The organism is Parvibaculum sp. (assembly GCF_045863935.1).
In the GTDB taxonomy this organism is placed as follows: Bacteria; Pseudomonadota; Alphaproteobacteria; order Parvibaculales; family Parvibaculaceae; genus Parvibaculum.
The window spans coordinates 48,066-69,234 of record NZ_BTVP01000017.1; the positions used below are offsets into that span (position 1 = coordinate 48,066).

The window sequence follows — 21,169 nt, forward strand, 5'->3', positions numbered from 1 at the left end:
CGGGAACCGTCCCACGCCGGGCAGGGGTATTGGAGTAAGGCGCGCATGGAGCGTCACGACGCGATCGTGATCGGGGCCGGACTGAACGGATTGGTCGCCGCCGCCTATCTGGCGCGCGCCGGACTTTCCGTGCTGGTGCTGGACCGTGCCTTCGCGCCGGGCGGCATCGCCGCCGAACATGAAGTCGCGCCGGGCTATCGCCTCCCGCGTTTCGCGCTCGGAAGCGGCGGTCTGCCGCCGCGCATTGCCGCCGATCTCGACCTGCCGCGTCACGGCCTCCGTTTCATCCGCGCGGAAGGCGGCGTCACCTGCTTTCCGGATGGCAGCTACCACGCAAGCTATCGAGACGGCCTCGTGCATCGTCGTGAGATCGCGCGCTTCTCGCGTCGCGACGCCGATGCCTTCACGCGCTATCGCCGCGATATGCTGCGCGCCGCAGGCGGTCTCGCGCCGCTTCTCGCCGGTCCGGCGCACACGCCTGCGAGGGGTATCTTCGGCGGGCTTCGTGCACGCCTTTCTCTCGCGGACAGCATCGCCGCCATCGCGCCCGGCGATCTCCGCGACATGCTCCGCCTCTGGACGCTTCCCGCCTCGGATTTTCTCGACGCCTATTTTGAAAGCGATGCCGTGAAGGCGCATCTCGCGGCCGCGGCCATGATGGGCGGCACGCTCGGGCCCCGCACGCCCGCAAGCGCCTCGCGCCTCGTGTTTCCCTGGCTTTCCGAACCTGGCGACGCAACAGGCGGCGCGCCCGAAACCCTCATGCCTTTCGGCGGTCCGGCGGCGCTGGTGCAGGCGCTCACTTCCGTCATCCTCGCCTCGGGCGGGCGGTTGCGCATGGAAGCGGAAGTCACCGACATCCGCATCAAGGACCGCAAGGTGCAGGGCGTCGTCCTTGCGAATGGCGAGGAGATCGGCGCGGGCGCCGTTCTTTCCGGCCTCGATGTGAAGCGGAGCTTTCTAAGCCTTTTCCAGTGGAAGGACCTGCCCGAAGGTCTCGTCGAGCGTGTCGGCCGTGTCCGGATGAGGGGCGTTGCCGCGAAGGTCAACATGGCGCTCGATGCCGCGCCCGTGTTTCCCGGACTGCCAGAGGGTTGTCCCTCGCTCGGCGGCGGGCTTCGTCTCGCGGGCTCGCTCCCGGCGATGGAACGCGCCTGGGCTGACTGGCGCGAACGCATGCCGCCGCGCGACCCGCTGATCGAGATTCTGATGCCGTCTTTCCTCGATCCTTCGCTCGCTCCGCGAGGCGGCCATGTCCTTTCAGCGCTCGTGCAATATGTACCGGAAGTGCTGCATGAAGGCCCCTGGTCGGCGGAGCGGCGCGACGCGCTCGGGGACCTCGTCATGACGCGTCTCGCCGAGGTGAGCCCCGGCATCGAAAAGCATGTCGTCGCGCTTGAAGTCTTGCTGCCAAACGACATTGAAAACGAGATTGGCCTCACCGGTGGCGACTTCGCCTATGGTGAGACGATGCTCGATCAGATGTTCGCGAACCGCCCCTTTCCCGGCATGGGCGGCGCGGAAACGCCGCTGCGCAATTTCTACCTGTGCTCGCCCAGCGCGCATCCCGGGCCGCTGGTGATGGGCGGGGCGGGGGCCAACGCCGCCTCCACGCTTCTTGGCCGGCTTGGCAAGGCGGTGCGCACATGAAGTGGGGCGGCGTGCAATACGATGCAATTGTGATCGGCGGTGGCCATAACGGCCTTGTCGCCGCCGCACGGCTTGCATCCGGCGGCGCGCGCGTCCTGCTCGCGGAGGCCGGCCCATGCGTCGGCGGAGCGGCCGTCACTTCCGAAATCACACCCGGCTACAGCGCGTCCGCCGTTGCGCATCTCCTCGAAGGATTTCCCCGCCGCATCGAGCGAAAACTGAAGCTCCACAAGCACGGGTTGCGCTATGCGGCGCGCGATGTTGCGACCGTGGCGCTCGACCGTGACGAAAATCACATGCTCCTTCCTCGCACGCGCAAGGAATTTGCTGCCTTTCGTAATGTGCTGCCGAAGGACGCCGATGCCTATCGTGAATATGTAGCGCGCCGTCGTGCGCTGGCCGAATTTGTCGCGCCGCTTCTCGGCGAGCGCCCGCCTGCTCTCAACGATCCGGATGCCTTGAAGCGTTTTCTCCGCCACTCCGTCTGGCGTGCCGCGCTGAAGGGCGCAAGCACCATGCAGAACCTTCTGCGTGTGCTGCCCGAGGCGATCGGTGATCGGCTCGATGCCGAATTTGAATCGCCGCTCCTCAAGGGTGCCCTCGCTTTCGACGCGACGCTCGGCGGCGCGGAAAGCCCCTACGCGCCGGGCACCTCCTTCCGCTCCATACTCCGCGAGGCGATGCGCATGCAGGGGCAGGGTGCCATGCTTCCCCTGGGCGGCATGGGCGCGCTTTCCGACGCGCTGGCGGCATCGGTTGCGGCCGCTGGCGGCGATGTTCGCGTCAATACGCGCGTCGTGCGCATTCTGGTCGAGGAAGGCAAGGCCGCCGGCGTCGAACTTTCGGGCGGGATCGAGGTCCGCGCTGCTCTCATTCTCTCCGCGATCGCCCCGCGTGCGACAATGCTTGACCTCGTGGGAGCGCGTCACGTCGAGACGGACGATCTTCGCGAGCTCCGCCATCTCGTGCCGCGTGGTGCTGCGGCGAAAATCAATCTCGCACTCGACCGCCTGCCGCAGTTTGCGGGTCTTGCGCCCGAACTTCATGGCGCTCGCCTTCTCATCGCGCCTTCGCTCGCCGAACTCGACGAAACGGCGAACGCGGCGCGAAGCGGTGCTCTTCCGTTCGAACCGGTGATGGAGGTCCTTCTGCCGAGCGTCACCGATCCTCTGCTTGCGCCGGAGGGACAGCACGTCATGTCGATCATCGTGCATCACGTCCCGCACGCGATGGCGGGCGGCTGGGATGCGCATCGCGAGGCGCTGGTGCAGCGCGTTGTGCGCATGCTGGGCGCTTACGCACCCGGCATCGAGGACATGATGATCGCGGGCGAAATCCTGACGCCGCCGGACATCGAGGAGAAATACGGGCTGGCCGGCGGCGACTGGCATCAGGGCGATCTCCGCCTCGATCGGCTCTTCGCCTTCCGCCCCGCGCCCGCCTATGGCCGCTGCGAAACGCCACTGCCTGGCCTCTGGCTTTGTGGCGCGGGCAGTCATCCGGGCGGCGGCATCACTGGTTTGCCGGGTTGGCTTGCCGCAGACGCTGTTCTCGCGGATGGAGGAAGCGCATGACGCCCGACACCGCGCCTCCCAATGAACATCCCGACATCGAGATCGACCTCGGTAGCGAGCAGGCGACAGTCGATCCGGCCCTCTTCGAGGAAGCGCCGGCCGAGCCGCCTTTCGCGCGCACCGTCCACACAACGCCGCTTCACATCGTCACTTCCGCCGAGAGCCGCACCAACCGCTGGACGGATTGGAACGGCTACACCGTGCCGGAGGTGCTGACCGACCTTGGCGACGAGTATCGCGCGTTGCGCGGGGCGGCGGCGCTTGCCGATCATTCGCCGCTCGTCAAATACCGAATCTTCGGGCGTGACGCTCTCGACTATCTGCAGCGTCTCGTGACGCGCGATCTCGCCGCACTTGAAGTCGACACGGCCGTTCATGTCGTCTTCTGCGAAGGCCGCGGCCTCGTCCTCGGTGACGGGCTTCTCTTCCGCCTCGGCGAAGAGGAATATCGTCTGGTTACGGAAGAAACGCACCTCGCATGGATGATGGACAGCGCGGAGGGTTTTCGCGTTGGCATCGCCGATGTCAGTGCGACCCTCGCGCTTCTTTCGCTTCAGGGCCCGTTGTCAGCGCTCTGTCTGCACGAAGCGGGCGTTGCGAACATCGACGGACTGGCGCCCTTCGCCGCGCGATGGGCGGAGATCGCGCGCATGCCCGTTTATGTGAGCCGCACCGGCGCGAGCGGCGATCTCGGTTACGAACTCTGGGCGGACGCCGAAGACGCCCCTCATCTCTGGCGGCACCTGATGGAGAAGGGCGCTCCGCATGGCCTCCGGGCCACCGGCTTTGCGCTTCGCGAACTTGCGCGCCTCGAAGCCGGTTTCCCTCGCGCGGGCAAAGACTATCTCTCGGCCCTCGCCGCTGTCGCGCGTGCCGGTGCGTCGACACCGTTCGAGCTCTGGCGCAATCCGCCCGTCGCCTCGGGCAAGGCGGTTTTCAACGGTGGCCGCGCGCTCCGCAGCCTCGCGCCGGTGCCGCCGCGCCGCCGCCTCGTGGTGCTCGTCGCTGATGCCATCGAGCCTGTCTCCCTGTCGTCCGTCCTCTCCGGCACGCGCCAGGTGGGCACGGTCACCACCTCCGGCTTCTCTCCGGCGCTCGGCGCCAATATCGCTTTTGCCATGGTCAAGGACGAAGCCGCCGATGGGGAACTCGCCCTCACGGCGACCCTGCGCGAGGGCCTCGGCGCCCGCGAAGTCGTGCTCCGGGCGCGAATCCTGCCGGAACCGGCCTGGAATGCCGCCCGCCGCCTCGTTCTGCCGGCCCCTCTCAAGCCCTGAAAAAAAATGTCGCCGCCGTCCGACGGATTTCCCGCCCCCACGCGTTTGTCTTGATAACGGTGGCCCGGACGGCCTCGCTGCTGATCCCCCCTTGAAGCAGAGACCCATACGTCCGGACATACCGGTTCCGGAGACCGCGGGTACCTCCCGCAGTTGACGCCTGCGGCTCCGGAACGCGAACGCCCCCGGGGTACGGAAACCCAAGGAAGAGGAATTTGAGATGCGTAAACTGAAATATGGATTGCTCGGCACTGCGGCAGCGCTCGCTCTGGCGGTCGCCATGCCCGCGCTGTCGCAGGCCGGTCCCGGCAAGGGCGGCCATGGTGCCATGATGTTCGAGCAGGCAGACACGGATGGCGACGGTTACGTCTCGAAGGATGAGATGCAGGCCGCGAGCGAGAAGCGCTTCGCCGGCGCCGATGCCGATGGCGATGGCGTTTTGACGAAGGAAGAAATGTCGGCCGCGCATGAGAACATGCGCATGAAGCATGGCGGCGACCCTGCCGAGCGATTTGCCGCCGCCGACGCCGATAACGACGGCAAGGTCACGCTCGACGAAATGAAGGCGGCAGCCGCCGCCCGCATGGCCGAGCGCGGCAAGGAGGGCGGCATGCCCGGCCGCCACGCGGACCGCATGACGACGTTCTTTGCCGCCGCCGACAAGGATGGTGACGGCGGCCTCACGCAGGACGAAATGCAGGCCGCGCACGAGAACATGAAGAAGCGCATGGGTGACCGCGACGGCAAGCGCGGTGGTCACTTCGGCCGCATCGATGCCGATGGCGACGGCCAGGTGACGAAGGCCGAGTTCGTGGCCGGTGGCGAGAAGATGTTCGAACATCTCGACGCAAACGGCGACGGCAAGATCGAGCCGGGCGAAGGCCGCATGAATCGTGGCGGACCGGGTGCCAGGGCGCCCGAAGCGGAGTAGGCTCTTCCATGGCGGATCGCCGCCTCGGACCTTTGCAGGGCGCCGGCGCAGACCGGCGCCCTCGCATCGGCTCAATACCGGCGTTGCCGGGCCCTCTTTGTTCAGAAGGCCCAACAAGGGGAAAGATACGGTTGGATCGGCCGTCGGACGATGAACTCGTGGCCGCTGTCGCATCGGGCGACGAAGCGGCCTGCCGCGCGTTGATGGACCGGCACCTCACGCGCATGCTCGCGCTTGCCCGCCGCATGCTCGGCAACCATGCCGATGCCGAAGAGGTCGCGCAGGAGGTTTTTCTCCGCGTCTGGACCCATGCCGGACGCTGGGAGCCCGGCAAGGCGCAATTCGGCACCTGGCTCCACCGCGTTGCCACCAATCTCTGCCTCGACCGCCTGCGCCGCCGGCGCGGGACCGAGGATATCGACGCGATCCCCGAGCCTGCGAGCGGCGAACCCGGGCCGGACCGGCAGCTTGAGCAGCGCGAGCTTGCGGCCCGCGTGGAAGCCGCCCTCCAGGGCCTGCCCGAGCGCCAGCGCGCGGCCATCGTGCTTTCGCACTATCAGGGTCTCGGAAATATCGAAGCGGCGGATATTCTCGGCGTCACCGTGGAAGCGGTGGAATCGCTTCTGTCGCGCGCGCGCCGTCAGTTGCGGGTGGCGCTTGCGACGGAAAGGGACGAGCTGTTGCGTTCAAGGGAAATAAGCGCCTGATCTGGCGCGGGAAGTGGACTTGAGACAATGCGAAACGAAATGACATTGGAACGGCTGCGCGAGATCGTCGAGGCCTATGGCGCCTCGCCCGCGCGTTGGCCGCAGGCCGAGAGGTCCATGGCCGAAACCTTGGCGTCGTCCTCGCCGGAGGCGCAGTCGCTGGTGGCTGAAGCGGCGCGCTTCGATGCGCTGCTCGACATGGCACCCGCCGAAGAGCCTTCTGCCGCGCTCACCGAACGTCTGATGGCAGCCCGCCCCCGTGCCGTGGCGCCGCTCGTTCCCGCGCGCCCGCAGAAGGAAAAAGGTTTCCTCCGCGGTCTCCTCGAAACCGTCTGGCCATATGGATCGGCGGCCTTTCCTGCGGGCACGCTTGCGGCCGCGCTGGTGATGGGGGTCGCGCTCGGTTCGGCCTCGGACATTTCCCTGACCGTGACCGGCACCGCCGTCACCGCCTCGACGGAAGCAGAAACGGGCGAAGGATTGATCGCGTTGGCCATGGCCGACCAGGCCTGGCCCGAGGAGTGGATGCAATGAGCGACACGAACGACATCGCCTCGCCTGCCGGGAAGCCGCAGCGCCGCTGGCTCGGCCCGGCCTTTCTCGCCTCGCTTGCGGTCAACATTTTTCTCATCGGCCTCATCTCCGTGCCGCTTTTCTTCCGTCCGCCGCCGGGCGTTGGTTTCGGCCTGCCGCCGGGCGGCGCGGGCCCAGGCATGTTCCATCAGAGCTTCAAGGATCTTCCGGAGGCCGACCGCAAGGCGATCCGCACGACGATGCTCGGCCATTTCCCCGAAATTCGTCCGCACCTCCTGGCCATGCGCGAGGCGAAGGCCGAACTGGCCGATGCTGTCGCCGCCGATCCTTATGACGAGGCGGCCGTCCGCGCCGCCTTCGACAAGATGGATCAGGCGATGAAGCAGATGGGCGAGGTTGGCCGTGATGCCATGATGGCCGGCTTCGAGAAGCTTTCGCCCGAACAGCGCAAGCGCGTTGCCGAGGCGATGCGCAAGGAAGAGCGCGTCCGTATCCGCCGATTCGAACGCCCCGACGAAGGCCCCGGCGTCGACGAAATGCCGCGCCGCCTGAAAATGCCTCCCCTTCCACCCATGGAGTGATCCGCTTTCCGGCTGCTGCTATCCTCTCCGCGCGCAACAGCAACCGTTGCTGCGCGTGGAGAAAGACGACGACATGACCTGGTATCATCCCGGCATCTACGATCCCGCCATTCCCGTCGGCAGCTATTGGAAAGACGAGGCGCCTCCACTCGGCGAGGGCGTCGACCGCGGTCTCGTGCCGGACGAGACCTGCGACGTCGCGATCATCGGTGGCGGTTACACGGGCCTTTCCTGCGCCCTGCATCTCGCCCACGATTTCAACACCGATGTCCGCTTGCTCGAAGCCGGTCCTCTCGGCTGGGGCGCCTCCGGCCGCAATGGCGGCTTTTGCACGATGCCGCCCGCGGCGCTTTCGCTGGACGAATTGATCTCGCGCTACGGCGAGGATGAGGCGCGCCGCTTCATCGCTTCGCAGGTCGAGGCGGTGGACCTCGTTCGCGATCTCGCGCGCGACGAGAACATCGACATCCGTCCCCAGGGCGAGGGCGAACTCCATGTCGCGCATGCGCCCTCTCGCTGGCGTCATCTCGAACATGAGCGCGACCTTCTTGCGCGCCTCGGCATCGCCGCCCAACTCTATCCTCGCGAAGAGGTCGCCGAAAAATTCTACGACTCGACCGAGCAGTTCGGCGCGCTCCACAATCCCGTCGGCTTCGGTCTTCAGCCATTGCGTTTCGCGCGCGGGCTCGCCTTCGCGGCGGATCGCGCGGGCGCGAAGCTACACGGATCGTCGCCCGTCATTCGCTGGGAGCGGGCAGGGAAGCTTCACCGTCTCGTCACGCCTTCGGGCACGGTGTCCGCACGCCGGGTCGTGGTCGCAACCAACGGCTTCACGCAAGAGGGCCTTCACCCGGACCTCTCGCCGCGCCTCATCCCCGTCATGTCGAACATCGTGGTGACGCGCCCGCTGACGGAGGCCGAACTCGCCGCGCAGAACTGGCAGACGGAAATTCCCTGCGCCAACACGCGCAATCTCCTCTTCTACTATCGCCTTCTGCCGGACCGCCGTTTCCTTTTCGGCGCGCGCGGCGACCTGACCGGCAGGCCGGCGGACGCCCTGCGCATGAGGGGTTTCATGGAGCGTCGCCTCGGCGAGGTCTTCCCCGGCTGGGCCCATGTGCCGGTCACGCATAACTGGCGCGGCCTCGTTTGCATGACGCTGCGCCGCACCCCCTCGATCGGCGAACTTGAGGACGATCCGGGCGTTTTTTTCGCCCTCGCCTGGCATGGAAACGGCGTTGCCGCCGCCCCCTGGGCGGGCCGCCTGCTGGCGCGCCTCATTGGCGGGACGGCCGGAAATCTGGATATTCCTGCGGTTTTTCGTGGGAACCCCGCCCGCATTCCGTTCCCCTCGCTGCGGCGCTGGTATCTCAGGGGGGCTCTCGGCTACTATCGTCTTACTGACCTCTAGCGCGACCGGCCGGGCCAATCCGGCGTCCGGCGCGCCGAAAAAGGATGCGGGTCCGGGCGCGGCGGAGCGACTCTGCTGCGGGAACGGGGCGCAACAAGTGTGACATTATGAGCGATCGTGAAAGACCGGGCCCCGCGGGCTGGGCCACTATGGGCGAATTCAATGCCTTCCTCGCCGAGCATGGCGATATCGACTACCTCGATGCCGTCTTCGTGGACATGTGCGGCACGGTGCGCGGCAAGCGCTTCCCCTCCGAAGAGGCCGACAAGGTGTTCAGCGACGGCGTGCAGATGCCGCAGTCGATTTATTTCTTCGACGTGACGGGCGTGAACGAAGACATCCTCGGCATGGGCTTCTCGGATGGCGACCCGGATGCGCAGGCTCACCCCGTCGCCGGCTCCATCGTGCCCGTTCCCTGGGCGTCGATGAAGCAGGCCCAGGTCCTCATGACCATGGTGGATGGCGATGGCGAACCGCTCATGCTGGAGCCGCGCAACGTGCTTGCCCGCGTCGTGAAGAAGCTCGAAGAGATCGGGCTCAAGGCAACCGTCGCCTGCGAGTTCGAGTTCTATCTTCTCGACAAGGACATGGACCGCAAGGGCCGTCCGCAGGCGCCCATCAATCCGGCGACGGGCTTGCGTGAAACGGCGAACGAAGTCTATGGCATCACGGAACTGGACGGCTTCATGGGCCTCCTGAAGGACATCGACGAGGCCGCCGCCGCGCAGGGCGTGCCCGCGTCGGGCGCCACCGCCGAGTTCGCGCCCGGTCAATATGAAATCAACCTGAAGCATGAAGACGATGTTGTCCGCGCGGGCGATCACGCCATCATGCTTCGTCATCTGATCGGCACCATCGCCCGCAAGCACAACTTCCTTGCGAGCTTCATGGCGAAGCCTTTCGTCGGCCAGACGGGCAACGGCATGCACGTTCACTGCTCGGTGATGGACGAGAAGGGTAACAACATCTTCGACGATGGCACGGATGAAGGTTCGCCTAGGCTCCGCCATGCGATCGGCGGCCTGCAGGCGACGCTTGGCGACGCCATGGCCTTCTTCGCGCCGAACCTCAATTCCTATCGCCGCTTCGGCCCCAATCTCTTTGTGCCGGTGAACCGCACCTGGGGCTACAACAACCGCTCGGTCGCCTTCCGCGTGCCGAACGGCTCGTCGGATTCACGCCGCATCGAACACCGGGTCTCGGGCGCCGACGCCAATCCCTATCTGGTGCTCGCAGCGATCCTCGCCGGCATCCACCACGGCATCGTCAACGAAATCGATCCGGGCGATCCCGCCGAAGGCAATGCCTGCGAGATCATGGACGAAGGCATCCCCTTCTATCTGCCGAGCGCCCTGAAGCGCCTGCGCAACTCCGACGTCATGCGCGACTATCTCACCGAGCACTATGTCGACGTCTATGCCGAAACCAAGATGCTGGAATTCGACAAGTTCCAGCGCGCCATCTCGCCGCTCGAATACGACTGGTATCTCTGAGACCGAACTCCCAGGGACTTAAACAATTTCGTCATGGCCCGCTTTATGCGGGCCATCCACGTCTTTCTTCGGCTTTGGCTATGCTGTGGATTGGGATTTAACGGGGTATCGAAAAGTTAAGGCTCAAGCCACCGGCAGCGTGAAACTCACCGTCGTGCCGACGCCCTCGGTGCTCTCGATGGTCAGCGTACCGCCGTGAAGTTCCACGAGCGAGCGCGACAGCGCGAGGCCGAGCCCCGTGCCCTTGTGCTTCTTCGAATGCTGGTTTTCCACCTGCTCGAAGGGGCGGCCGATGTTCGGCAGGGCGCTGGCCGGAATGCCGATGCCGGTGTCGGCCTAGTTGGCCTACGCTTCCTCCGGGAGTCCTTGCGGGGCGGATGGTGTAGTGGGAGAGACACTGCGGTCACTATATTTCGCCGCTGTGGAACGAAGCCGTTCTGCAAAATCATATATATCGTCAATGGAAGATATCGCCAACTTCTCTTCCGCTCCGTTATCGAACAGACTGAGGTATTTAACCGAACGGTTCAGGTGAAGTCTTGCCAATGGCCTGCGGTTGTTGTCGTCTATCAGGATACCGCAATACGATTTTTGATCACGCATAACAACGCGACTGGCCTTGATGGTGTCCCTTACGATGGCTCTGATCATCAGGAAGCCTTCGAGTTCCTCTTCTGTAGTGATAATTTCTTCTGTAGAGGACTCCTCTGAATCGGCGTTGTCGGTGTTGGTTTCTGTGTTCGCAAGCGCTGAAGACAGCCGATTGTGTACCGAGTCCCGAATGACTTCTCGAAACGCTGTGCGGATTAGGTTTGCATATTTTTCGAGTACTGGCGCAGTGAAGCGGCCTTCGTGAACGCAAGCAGCGATCAAGCGCACAAACTCTTCGCTTGGGTTTTCAATAAGTTTGTTAATTTCGCTTTTTATAATCGACGTGTATTTCAGCCGTTCTGCGGTTGCCAGAATTCCATTGATGTCGAACTCCGCCTTCTCGAATTTTTTCAATTCAGTTAGAAGATGCGACGGAATTTCCGCAAGATCGAACGTAAGGAACGGACGGTTGTCGAGTTTGTTGGGCTCTTCGAGATCACTGTGAAAGTGGAAGAGGCGCCCGTTCGTCAAGATGGCGAACTTGGCTTTTGTTACGGAGAAGTACCGGTAAAGCTGCGCGAGGTGCACTTTGTCGAGTACCGTGGTAATCGGCTTGCACTCGACTAAGATACGAATCTCGTCGTCGATTTTAATCGCGTAGTCAACTTTCTCGCCCTTCTTTCCGACAACGTCAGCCGTAAATTCTGGAATCACCTCCGCCGGATTGAAGACGTCATATCCCAACGCCTGGAAGAAGGGCAAAACGACGGCGGTTTTGACTGCCTCCTCTGTCACCATGGAAGCTGAATGTTCCTTCACACGCTCAGACAACTGACGAAGAAGCTGCTCCATAGTCATGACCGCCCTCATATCTGGATTGCTCAGAACAGAGCACCAGTTACGGGAAAACATGTCAAGGTTAGGGGGGCGACAGCAGAACGCTTTTAATTAGCGAAAACGCTCTACTTCTCTTGATGTGCGGGTATTAGTGGCTTCAACTCGCCACCGGCAGCGTGAAACTCACCGTCGTGCCGACGCCCTCGGTGCTCTCGATCGTCAGCGTACCGCCGTGAAGTTCCACGAGCGAGCGGGAGAGTGCGAGGCCGAGCCCCGTGCCCTTGTGCTTCTTCGAATGCTGGCTTTCCACCTGCTCGAAGGGGCGGCCGATGTTCGGCATCGCGCTGGCCGGAATGCCGATGCCGGTATCCTCGACCGAAATGGTGACGAAGCGGTCGTCTGCCTTTCCCTTGAGATGGATCGTGCCGCCCGCGGGCGTGAACTTCACCGCATTCGAGAGCAGGTTCAGCAGCACCTGTTTCACCGCGCGCTTGTCGGCGTTCACGGCCGGCAGGTGCGGCAGTTCGTTCTCGATCGTCACCTTCGCGACGTCCGCGCGGCCGGAAACGAGCCGGAGCGACTCTTCCGTCACCTCCGCCACGTCGAGCGGCTGCGCCTCCAGCGTCATGCGCCCGGCTTCGATCTTCGACATGTCCAGAATGTCGTTGATGAGTTCGAGCAGATGTGTGCCGCTCGCATGGATGTCGGTCGCATATTCCTTGTATTTCGGCGAACCGAGTTCACCGAAAAGACCGGACCCCATGATCTCCGAAAAGCCGATGATGGCGTTGAGCGGCGTGCGCAGTTCGTGGCTCATATTGGCGAGGAATTCCGACTTGGAACGGTTCGCCGCTTCCGCGCGCGTCTTTTCCGACGCGTATTTCTCCGCGAGGTCCACAAGCTGCCGCGCCTGCTCCTGCAGCTTGCGCCGCGAGGCTTCGAGGTCGCGCACCGTCTTTTCGAGCGCCGACTTGTTGTCGGTCAGCGCCGCTTCCTGTTCCTTGATCGCCGTGATGTCGGTGCCGACATTCACATGTCCGCCCGTCTTCGTGCGCCGCTCGCTGATCTGCAGCCAGCGCCCGGTCGGCAGGCGGATTTCGCTGAACGCCGTTTCCGCTTCCGCGCTTTCCGCCACCGGCCAGGCATCGCCCACGCCCGCGCGCGCCATCACGTCGTCGCGCGCCATGCCGGGTGCCATCGCCTCTTCGGAGAGGTTCAGGAATTCGCCGAGCTTGCTGTTTGCGGTAACGAGCCTTCCTTCTGCGTCCCACAGCACGAAGGCCTCGCCCACGCTTTCGATCGCGTCGCGCAGCCGCTCGTTTGCTTCCGACACGCGTTCTTCGGCAATCTTCTGTTCGGTGATGTCGATGGTGATGCCGACGAGCCGGTCGCCCGCTGCGCGGTTGCCGCTCCAGACCTGCCCCTTGGCATGCATCCACACCCAGCTTCCATCCGCGTGGCGCAGCCGGAATGTCGTGTCGTAGGAGCGCGAGGATCGCGTCACCGCCTGAGCGATCTCGTCGATCGCATCCATGTCGTCGGGATGAGTGAACGCCTTGATCTCGTTCGGCGAAAGCCGCTTCGAAGGCTGCTTCAGCCCCACCATGTCGAACATGGCCGACGACCAGTAGACGCGGTTCTCGCTGAGATCCCAGTCCCAGATGCCGCAGCGCGCGCCCGCAAAGGCCATGTCGAAGCGGTGCTGGTTCTCGACAAGCGCCGCTTCCGCCTCGAGCTTGCTCTCGCGAAGCCGCACCAGCATGTAGGCGAGAACGAGGTAGCCGCCCGAAAGGAGCGAGGAGAAGATGAGCGCGCGCGACACCCCATCCTCCGCATAAAGCGCGACATTGAGCGTGGCGAGCGCCAGGCCCGACACGCCGAGCGCAAGCCGCGGCAGCAATCCGGCGGGCAGGGCGCGGCGGCGCCGGCCCGTGGCCTCGCGCCACTTCATCGCATCATGCCTTGTCGTCGTTGCGTCGCTCATGCGCTCTTCCGTCCGCTCCGGGCCTGTCAGCATGGCCGCAATCCGGAAATCCCCGAATCACCGCCGTTAAAACGATGATTCGGCCTGCACGCCCCCCTGTCCATAGCTGCCGTTAACTTTTTGTTAATAGATGCAAACGGGACTCACTTCGCCAGAGGCTCGCACTGGCTGGAATGCACGAAAACCGCCGGTTAACGATTCCTGACCGCCCGTCCTTAATGTCGCGTTAAGCGGCATGGTTAAGATGTGCCGCCGCGGCACAAATCGCACCGGCACGGCACAGGCCACCCGTCAGGCGAGCGTTTTCGTCGCGATTTCGTAGACGTCGCGCGACAGGCCCTCGGTCCCCGCGATGCGCTTGAGCTCCTTCTGCATGAGCTTCCGCCGCTTCGGCTCGAATTGCCGCCAGCTCTTGAATGTGCCGAGAAGCCGCGCCGCCACCTGCGGATTGAGCTTGTCGAGGTCGAGCACCTTGTCCGCGACGAAGCGGTAGCCCGCGCCTTTCGCATCGTGGAAGTGGAGCTGGTTCATGGATGCAAAGCTCGTGATGAGCGCCCGCACCTTGTTCGGGTTCTTCATCGTGAAGGCGGGGTGCCCCGTCAGCCGCTTCACCTCGTCCAGCGTGCCGGGTAGCGACGACATCGCCTGGATCGACAGCCACTTGTCCATGACGAGATGATCGTCCTTCCAGCGTTCGTAGAAGGCGGCGAGCGCAGCCGCACGCTCCGGGCAGTCGATATGCGAGAGCACGGAAAGCGCCGCGATGGAATCCGTCATGTTGGATGCCGTGCGGAATTGTTCTGCGGCGAGCTTGACGCCGTCCTCGCCCGGCGCGGCGGCGAGATAGCCGAGACAGACATTGCGGAGCGCCCGGCGTCCTGCATCCCCGCCATCCGGATTATAGCGGCCCTTCACCTCCATCCGCGCATAGGCGGAAAGCAGCGCCTCCTTTGCATGAGCGGCGATCGAACCGCGCAGGGATTCGCGTGCCTTGTGGATCGCATCCACGTCCACATTCTCGCCGATGATCTGCGCCAGCGTCTGCTCGCTCGGCAGCAGGATGATCTGTGCCACGAAATCGGGGTCGATCTTGCGTGCGCTCAGGAGGTCCACCACCATTTCGGCAAAGGCCATGCCTTGCCGGGGCGCCGCGCCTTCCCTTGCCGCCTCGATCGTCTTGACGAGCAGCGCCGTCGCATAGCGCTGCGCCGCTTCCCAGCGGTTGAAGCTGTCGCTGTCATGCCGCATCAGGAACACGAGGTCGCGCTCCTTGAGGTTCGCGTCGAGCTTCACGGGCGCGGTAAAGCCCCGCAGCAGCGACGGCACGGGTTTCTCCGCCACATTCTTGAAACGCCAGGTGCCTTCGCGCTCCGTGAGATGCAGTACGCGCGTCTTCGCGCCCGCCTTTTCCTCGCCGTCGAGCGTGAGGGGCATGTCCTTGCCGTCCGGTCCGACAAGGCCGACCGCGACCGGAATGTGATAGGGCTCCTTCACCCGCTGCCCCGGCGTCGGCTGGCACACCTGGCTCATCTTCAGCGTATAGGTCTTGCGCGCCGCGTCGTAGCGTCCGGAAGCGAGCACTTCGGGCGTGCCCGACTGCCAGTACCAGCGCTTGAACTGCTTGAGGTCGAGCTTCGCGCCATCGGCCAGCGCGTCGAGGAAATCTTCCACCGTCGCCGCTTCGCCGTCATGCCGTTCGAAATAGAGATCCATGCCTTTGCGGAAGCGTTTCGGCCCCGCCATGGTGTGGATCATGCGGCAGAGTTCGGCGCCTTTCTCGTAGACGGTTGCCGTGTAGAAATTGTTGATCTCGATATAGCTGTCCGGCCGCACGGGATGGGCGAGCGGCCCGCCATCTTCGGGAAACTGGTGCGCGCGCAGCAGCCGCACATCGGAAATGCGCTTCACCGGCCGCGAGCGCATGTCGCTCGTGAATTCCTGGTCGCGGAAGACCGTCAGGCCCTCCTTCAGGCAAAGCTGGAACCAGTCGCGGCAGGTGATGCGGTTGCCCGTCCAGTTGTGGAAATACTCATGCGCGATGATCGCTTCGATGGCCGCGTAATCGGCATCCGTCGCCGTATCGGACCGCGCGAGAATGTATTTGTCGTTGAAGACGTTGAGCCCCTTGTTCTCCATCGCCCCCATGTTGAACGCGCTCACCGCGACGATCATGAAGATGTCGAGGTCGTATTCGCGCCCGAAGCGCTCCTCATCCCATTTCATCGAACGCTTCAGCGCTTCCATCGCATAGGCGCAGCGGTCCTCGTTTCCTTTTTCCACGAAGATGCGAAGCGTCATCTCCCGGCCCGACATGGTGATGAACTTGTCTTCCACCGAGGCGAGGTCGCCCGCGACGAGCGCGAAAAGATAGGAAGGCTTCGGGAAGGGATCGTGCCATTCGACGAAGTGCCGCCCGTCCTTCGTCTTGCCCTTCTTCACCGGATTGCCGTTCGAGAGCAGCACCGGCTCGCTCTTCTTGTCACCCGTGATCCGCGTGCGGAAGACCGCCATGTTGTCCGGCCGGTCGAGATAATAGGTAATCCGCCGGAAGCCTTCCGCCTCGCATTGCGTGCAATAGATGCCGTCCGTGAGATAGAGCCCGGTCAGCGCCGTGTTCTCTTCCGGCGCGCAATTCGTCACCGTTTCAAGCGTGAAGGGACCGTCCGGCACGTCATGGATCGTGAGGTGCTTGTCTGTCACGCTGTAGCGGTTCGGCCCGAGCCGCTCGCCGTCGATCCTCACCTCGATGAGCTTCAGCTTCTCCCCGTCCAGCACCAGCGGCGCGGTCTTGTCCGCGCTCGCCTCGTTCCGCTCCATCGTGAGCTTCGAATGGACGCGGGTCGCCTTCGGATCGAGCTCGATATCGAGGCTCACCTCCCGCGTCGTGAAGGCAGGAACCTGATAGTCCTTGAGGCGGATGGGGCGGGGCTCTTCGGTGCGCATGGGGGATACTCGGCTGCGGGGGATATTCACTCTATATAATTGAACCGCGAGATTCGGCGAGAGACAGATTTCACGCACGGCATGGCCGAATTGCGGCGCTTTTCCCTCTCCCCCTCGGGGGAGAGGGGTGAGAGGTAAAGGAAAGGTCCGGTGGACCTTTCCGGCCTCGAACGCCCGTCGAAGGCGGGAAGGGTGAGGGGGATATTGTGAATAAATCTGTCGCTGCCGAAATCCGTCCCGTCCGCCCGGAGGACCTCGAAGCAATTTACGAGATCGCCCTCAAGACCGGCGCGAACGGCGAGGACGCCACCGCGCTTTATGCCGACCCGCGTCTCGTCGGTCACATCTATGCAGCGCCCTATGCCATTCTTGCGCCGGACTGCGCCTTTGTCGCGGAGGATGGAGAGGGCGTCGGCGGCTATATCCTCGGCGCCCTGGACACGCGCGCCTTCGAGGCGCGGCTCGAAGCGGAATGGTGGCCGCCGCTCCGCCAACTTCATGACGATCCTGCCTCGCCGCCTCAAGCGTGGAGCGCGGATGAACTGAGGCAACACATGATCCACCATCCCTACGTCACGCCCGCGCGCGTCGTGGAGCGTCACCCCTCGCATCTCCACATCAATTTGCTGCCCCGGCTGCAGGGCAGGGGGTTCGGCCGCCGTCTGATGGACCGCTGGCTTGCCCACATGAGCGAGCTCGGCTCGCCCGGCGTGCATCTCGGCGTCGGCACGCCCAATGCGCGCGGCCGCGCCTTCTACGAGGCCTATGGCTTCACATTGCTGGAAGAAAATTCCCGCACCGCCTGGTACGGCCTCGCGCTCTGAGCCTGCGCTTACTCCACCGGCCCCATGATCCCGCTCACGACGGCGTCGGCATCGCCTGCCAGCGTCATCACGTCGTCGGGCAGGTTCTCCGGGTTCTGCCGTGCGCAATCGGCAAGACGGCTCAGCAGCACCATCATCTTCGGCGCCGCCGCGATCACCTTCGCCTGCAGTTCCACGCGCTCCGGCGTCATGTCGTATTCGACGCCCGGCACGCGCCAGCCGCCGCCTTCGTGGCTTCCCGTCACGACGACGGGGTGCGTCCCCGGGACGGGATGCCCGGCGCATTCTTCCGCCCCGCGCCACTTGTTGGCGACGCGCACCACATGCCATTCCTCCATCTCCGGGTCGAGATGGGAAAGCGTCGCCACTTCTTCCGTTTCGAGCTCGCGCGCGGCGAACTCGCGGCCGAGCCCCACGTCGTAATGGATGCGCAGCGGCTCATCCATGTCCTTGACCCATTGCGGTACGACGCGCTCGATCACCGCCCAAGTGCCGACCGGGCGCACATAGACCCGCTGGTTCTTGTGGAACTGTGCTTTCGCCATCTGACGAGGGACCTCCGCCCGGAAAAGACATGACCTTGGCGTCATTATCCTCGGCGGGCGGTTAGCACGGGCTTAAGACAAAGCTTCGGATTGTCCGGAATAGCGACACTCTGCGGTGCGGGGTCACTCCGCCGGCGCGCCGGGCGCCTTGCCCCCGCGGAACCCGAAGCGCGCGCCCATGCGGCGGAAAAAGCGCCCGATCCGGGCGAGACCGCCTCGCGCATCTTCCATCAGCGTATAGGCGACCGGCACCACGACGAGCGTCAGCAGCGTCGAGGAGATGAGCCCCCCGATCACGAGCACGCCCATCGCATTGCGGAACTCCGCGCCCTGGCTGTTCGATATAGCGACCGGAATGAGCCCGAAGATCGTCGCGATCTGCGTCATCAGCACGGGCCGCAGCCGCACGGGCCCAGCCTTCAGCGCCGCCTCGCGGGCCGTGGCACCGCCCGCGCGCAGATGGTTCGTGTAGTCGACCAGCAGGATGCCGTTCTTCATCACGAGCCCCATCAGCGCCAGCAGCGAGATCTGGCTGAACATCGACATCTCGTGGCCGGAGATTTTCAGCGCGATGAAGGCGCCCGAAAAGGAAAGCGGCGCCGACAGCATGATGATCGCGGGCTGCGAGAAGCTGTTGAACTGGCTCGCCAGGATCATGTAGAGCGCGATCAGCGCCAGCATGAACGCAAAGCCGATGGCCGCCCCCGTCTCCTTCATCCGCTTCGACTTGCCTTCCGTGCTCCAGGAGTAGCCGGGCGGCAGTTGCAGGTCGTTGAGATAGGATTCGAGTTCCGCCGACGCAGGCCCAAGCGCCGCGCCCGCCGGATTGTTTGCGACGATCGCGATGCGCCGCGAACGGTTCTGCCGTTCGATCTGCGCCGGGCCCGCGGCCACGTCGAAGCGCGCGACATTCGCAATGTCGATCAGTTGCCCGTTCGCTGAGCGGAGCTGGATCATGCCCAGCTTCGAAATGTCGTCGCGCTGTCCTTCTTCCAGCCGCACGCGCACGTCGTAGCGCTGGCCGAATTCCTCGAAGGTCCCCGCCTTCATGCCGCCCACCATCGCCCGCACGGTTTCGGCAAGCGCCCGCACGGGCACGCCGAGATCGGCCGCGCGCTCGCGGTCGACATGAACCTGCACTTCCGGCTTGCCCGCGTCGTAGCTCGTCTTCGCGTCGGCAAAGAGCGGGCTCGCCCGCATCCGCGAAACGACTTCGTTTGCCTTCGCGTCGAGCACTTCGAGGTCCGGCCCCAGCAGCACATACATCATCGCATAGTCGGAAAAGCCGCCGCCCGAAATCCACGGTACATCAGAAAGCGAAATGTGCTTCGCCTCCGGCGCCGCCTTCAGCATGGCAACACGTGCCGAATCCATGATCGGAATGAACTTCTCGTCGCGCGCGTCTTTCGGCGTCAGCCCCACATAGAAGAAAGCCTTGTTGACGCTCTTCTGCGCGTCGGAGGCGATCGTGTAGAAGACGGTCGTGACCTCGCGCACGCCCGAAACCGCATGCGCGACGCGCGAGGCGACGATCCGCGTTTCTTCCAGGCCCGCGCCGAAGGGCAGTTCCACCGTGCCGAGGAATTCCGCCCGGTCCGCTCGCGTGTCGAACGCGGCGGGGATCGTGCGCGCCACCGCGATGGCGACGAAGATGGCCATGACCGCCGCCGCCATCACCACCCAGCGTGCCGAAAGCGACCATTCGAGCAGCCGCCCGTAGTAATAATCGAGCTTGCGATAGCCGTTGTCGAAGATGCGCGCCAGCCGCCCGTAATTTGCGGGGTCCGTCTCGCCGTTCTTCAGCATGCGCGACGAAAGCATCGGCGTCAGCGTCAGCGACACGAGCAGCGACACCAGCACCGAGAAGGTGATCGCGAGCCCGTACTGGAAGAAGAAGCGACCGACCACACCCTCCATGAAGGCGATGGGAACGAACACCGCGACAATCGAGAAAGTGGCGGCAAGCACCGCAAGTCCCACTTCCTTCGTGCCTTCGGCGGCCGCCTGCATCGGCGGCAGCCCTTCCTCGAGTTTCCGGTAAATGCTTTCGAGCACCACGATGGCGTCGTCCACCAGCAGGCCCACCGCGAGCGACAGCGCCATCAGCGTCATCAGGTTGATGGTGAAGTCCGCTATGTAGAAGGCAAAGAAGGTCGAGATCAGCGATGTCGGCATGGCGATGGCGACGATCAGCGTCGCCCGCACCGACAGCAGGAAGGCAAGCGTGACGAACACCACCAGCACGATGCCGATCTGGATGTCGAAGAAGACGTCATGCGCCGATCCTTCGATGAAGACGGCCGTGTCGCGCGCCGTCCTGATGTCGATGCCCGTGGGCGCCGTCTTGCGGATATCTTCAAGCGCGGTGCGCACGGCGCGCGCCACTTCCACGGTGTTGCGGCCGGACTGCTTGCGGATTTCGAGCGAGACGCCGCGCTTGCCGTTGAGTTCGGCATAGGAGCGCTCGTCCTCCATCCCGTCTTCCACGCGTGCGATATCGCCGATGGTCGTCGGTGCGCCGTCCTGGCGGAAGGCGACGAGGATGCTGCGGAAGCCTTCGACGCTTTTCACCTCGCCCTTCGTCTTCACCGAGAACTCGGCCGCGCCGCCGGTCGTTTCGAGGCGGCCACCCGGAATTTCGGCATGCTCGCGCCGGATCGCCGCCGTCACCTCTTCGGCCGTCACGCCATAGGCGCGCATCTTCACCGCGTCGAGCCAGATGCGGACCTCGCGGTCCCGTCCCCCCACCACGTCGATGGAACCGACGCCCGAAATGCGTTGCAGCTGTTCCTTCACCGTCTTGTCGGCGTACTGCGTAAGGTCGCGGATCGGCAGGTCGCCCGCGATCATCACCGACATGATCGGCTGCGCGTCCGGGTCCACCTTCTGCACGATGGACTGCTCGGCATCCTGCGGAATATTGGCGCGCGCGAGCGAAACCTTGTCGCGCACGTCCTGCGCCTTCACGTCCACATTCTCGTTGAGCTTGTAGGTGATGACGACCTGGGAAAGACCCTCCGCGCTGGTCGAGGAAAGCGTCTCGATGCCCGATGTCGTGTTGACCTGTTCCTCAATCGCGTCCGTCACGTCGCTTTCGATGGCTTCGGGAGACGAACCTTCGAGCGTCGTCGTCACCGCGACGACCGGAAACTCGACCTTCGGAAAGAGGTCGACGCCCACGCGGCCGAGCGATATCCAGCCGAGGACGACGAGCGCCATGATGATCATGACGGCGAAGACGGGCCGGCGGATCGAAATGTCGGAAATCCACATGGACAGTCCTCCCT

Annotated in this window: 15 protein-coding genes and 1 pseudogene; 10 read left to right on the top strand and 6 right to left on the bottom strand. The window is 64.3% G+C overall.

Features of this window, described 5'->3' with window-relative positions:
• Positions 1-45: 45 nt before the first annotated feature.
• The 9 genes from ACKUUH_RS09130 to ACKUUH_RS09170 all read left to right on the top strand — a co-directional run bounded on the left by ACKUUH_RS09130 (position 46) and on the right by ACKUUH_RS09170 (position 10,158).
• On the top strand, positions 46-1,650 hold the full coding sequence (locus ACKUUH_RS09130; protein WP_407949587.1) for a phytoene desaturase family protein: 1,605 nt from the start codon (positions 46-48) through the stop codon (positions 1,648-1,650).
• Positions 1,647-3,224, top strand: coding sequence for a phytoene desaturase family protein (locus ACKUUH_RS09135; protein WP_407949588.1), 1,578 nt, complete (start codon positions 1,647-1,649; stop codon positions 3,222-3,224). The genes ACKUUH_RS09130 and ACKUUH_RS09135 overlap by 4 nt, the downstream gene beginning before the upstream one ends.
• Positions 3,221-4,501 carry a glycine cleavage T C-terminal barrel domain-containing protein gene (locus ACKUUH_RS09140; protein ID WP_407949589.1) on the top strand — a complete coding sequence of 427 codons (1,281 nt, stop codon included), beginning with the start codon at positions 3,221-3,223 and terminating at the stop codon, positions 4,499-4,501. The genes ACKUUH_RS09135 and ACKUUH_RS09140 overlap by 4 nt, the downstream gene beginning before the upstream one ends.
• A gap of 220 nt (positions 4,502-4,721) precedes the next feature.
• Positions 4,722-5,432 (top strand): EF-hand domain-containing protein, encoded by a 711-nt coding sequence (locus tag ACKUUH_RS09145; protein ID WP_407949590.1) that lies wholly within the window; start codon positions 4,722-4,724, stop codon positions 5,430-5,432.
• 131 nt (positions 5,433-5,563) lie between these two features.
• Positions 5,564-6,139, top strand: a complete 576-nt coding sequence (locus ACKUUH_RS09150; RefSeq protein ID WP_407949591.1) for an RNA polymerase sigma factor — start codon at positions 5,564-5,566, stop codon at positions 6,137-6,139.
• A gap of 39 nt (positions 6,140-6,178) precedes the next feature.
• Positions 6,179-6,673, top strand: a complete 495-nt coding sequence (locus ACKUUH_RS09155) for a hypothetical protein (protein ID WP_407949592.1) — start codon at positions 6,179-6,181, stop codon at positions 6,671-6,673.
• A complete protein-coding gene (locus ACKUUH_RS09160; protein WP_407949593.1) occupies positions 6,670-7,254 on the top strand; it encodes a periplasmic heavy metal sensor in 585 nt (194 codons plus the stop codon). The genes ACKUUH_RS09155 and ACKUUH_RS09160 overlap by 4 nt, the downstream gene beginning before the upstream one ends.
• A gap of 73 nt (positions 7,255-7,327) precedes the next feature.
• Entirely contained in the window at positions 7,328-8,665 is a 1,338-nt protein-coding gene (locus ACKUUH_RS09165) for an NAD(P)/FAD-dependent oxidoreductase (RefSeq protein ID WP_407949594.1), read from the top strand.
• Between the two features lie 149 nt (positions 8,666-8,814).
• Positions 8,815-10,158, top strand: a complete 1,344-nt coding sequence (locus tag ACKUUH_RS09170) for a glutamine synthetase family protein (protein ID WP_407949595.1) — start codon at positions 8,815-8,817, stop codon at positions 10,156-10,158.
• Positions 10,159-10,281: 123 nt separating this feature from the next.
• On the opposite strand, the pseudogene ACKUUH_RS09175 reads toward ACKUUH_RS09170, so the two are convergent.
• From ACKUUH_RS09175 to pepN, 4 genes and pseudogenes are all read right to left on the bottom strand, one after another.
• Positions 10,282-10,491, bottom strand: a pseudogene (locus ACKUUH_RS09175) (ATP-binding protein); the annotation flags it as partial.
• A gap of 12 nt (positions 10,492-10,503) precedes the next feature.
• The gene (locus ACKUUH_RS09180) at positions 10,504-11,607 is read right to left on the bottom strand and encodes a type I restriction enzyme HsdR N-terminal domain-containing protein (protein WP_407949596.1); all 1,104 of its coding nucleotides are present in this window, start codon (positions 11,605-11,607) and stop codon (positions 10,504-10,506) included.
• A 136-nt stretch (positions 11,608-11,743) separates the two neighbouring features.
• On the bottom strand, positions 11,744-13,570 hold the full coding sequence (locus ACKUUH_RS09185) for a PAS domain-containing sensor histidine kinase (protein WP_407949597.1): 1,827 nt from the start codon (positions 13,568-13,570) through the stop codon (positions 11,744-11,746).
• Positions 13,571-13,861: 291 nt separating this feature from the next.
• A complete protein-coding gene (gene pepN, locus ACKUUH_RS09190) occupies positions 13,862-16,513 on the bottom strand; it encodes an aminopeptidase N (protein WP_407949598.1) in 2,652 nt (883 codons plus the stop codon).
• A 206-nt stretch (positions 16,514-16,719) separates the two neighbouring features.
• Here pepN and ACKUUH_RS09195 point away from each other — a divergent pair, with 206 nt between their 5' ends.
• Positions 16,720-17,337, top strand: a complete 618-nt coding sequence (locus ACKUUH_RS09195; RefSeq protein ID WP_407949599.1) for a GNAT family N-acetyltransferase — start codon at positions 16,720-16,722, stop codon at positions 17,335-17,337.
• Between the two features lie 8 nt (positions 17,338-17,345).
• On the opposite strand, the gene ACKUUH_RS09200 is transcribed toward ACKUUH_RS09195, so the two are convergent.
• Together ACKUUH_RS09200 and ACKUUH_RS09205 are read right to left on the bottom strand one after the other, a co-directional pair.
• On the bottom strand, positions 17,346-17,882 hold the full coding sequence (locus ACKUUH_RS09200) for a hypothetical protein (RefSeq protein ID WP_407949600.1): 537 nt from the start codon (positions 17,880-17,882) through the stop codon (positions 17,346-17,348).
• 123 nt (positions 17,883-18,005) lie between these two features.
• On the bottom strand, positions 18,006-21,155 hold the full coding sequence (locus tag ACKUUH_RS09205) for an efflux RND transporter permease subunit (RefSeq protein ID WP_407949602.1): 3,150 nt from the start codon (positions 21,153-21,155) through the stop codon (positions 18,006-18,008).
• Between the last annotated feature and the right edge of the window lie 14 nt (positions 21,156-21,169).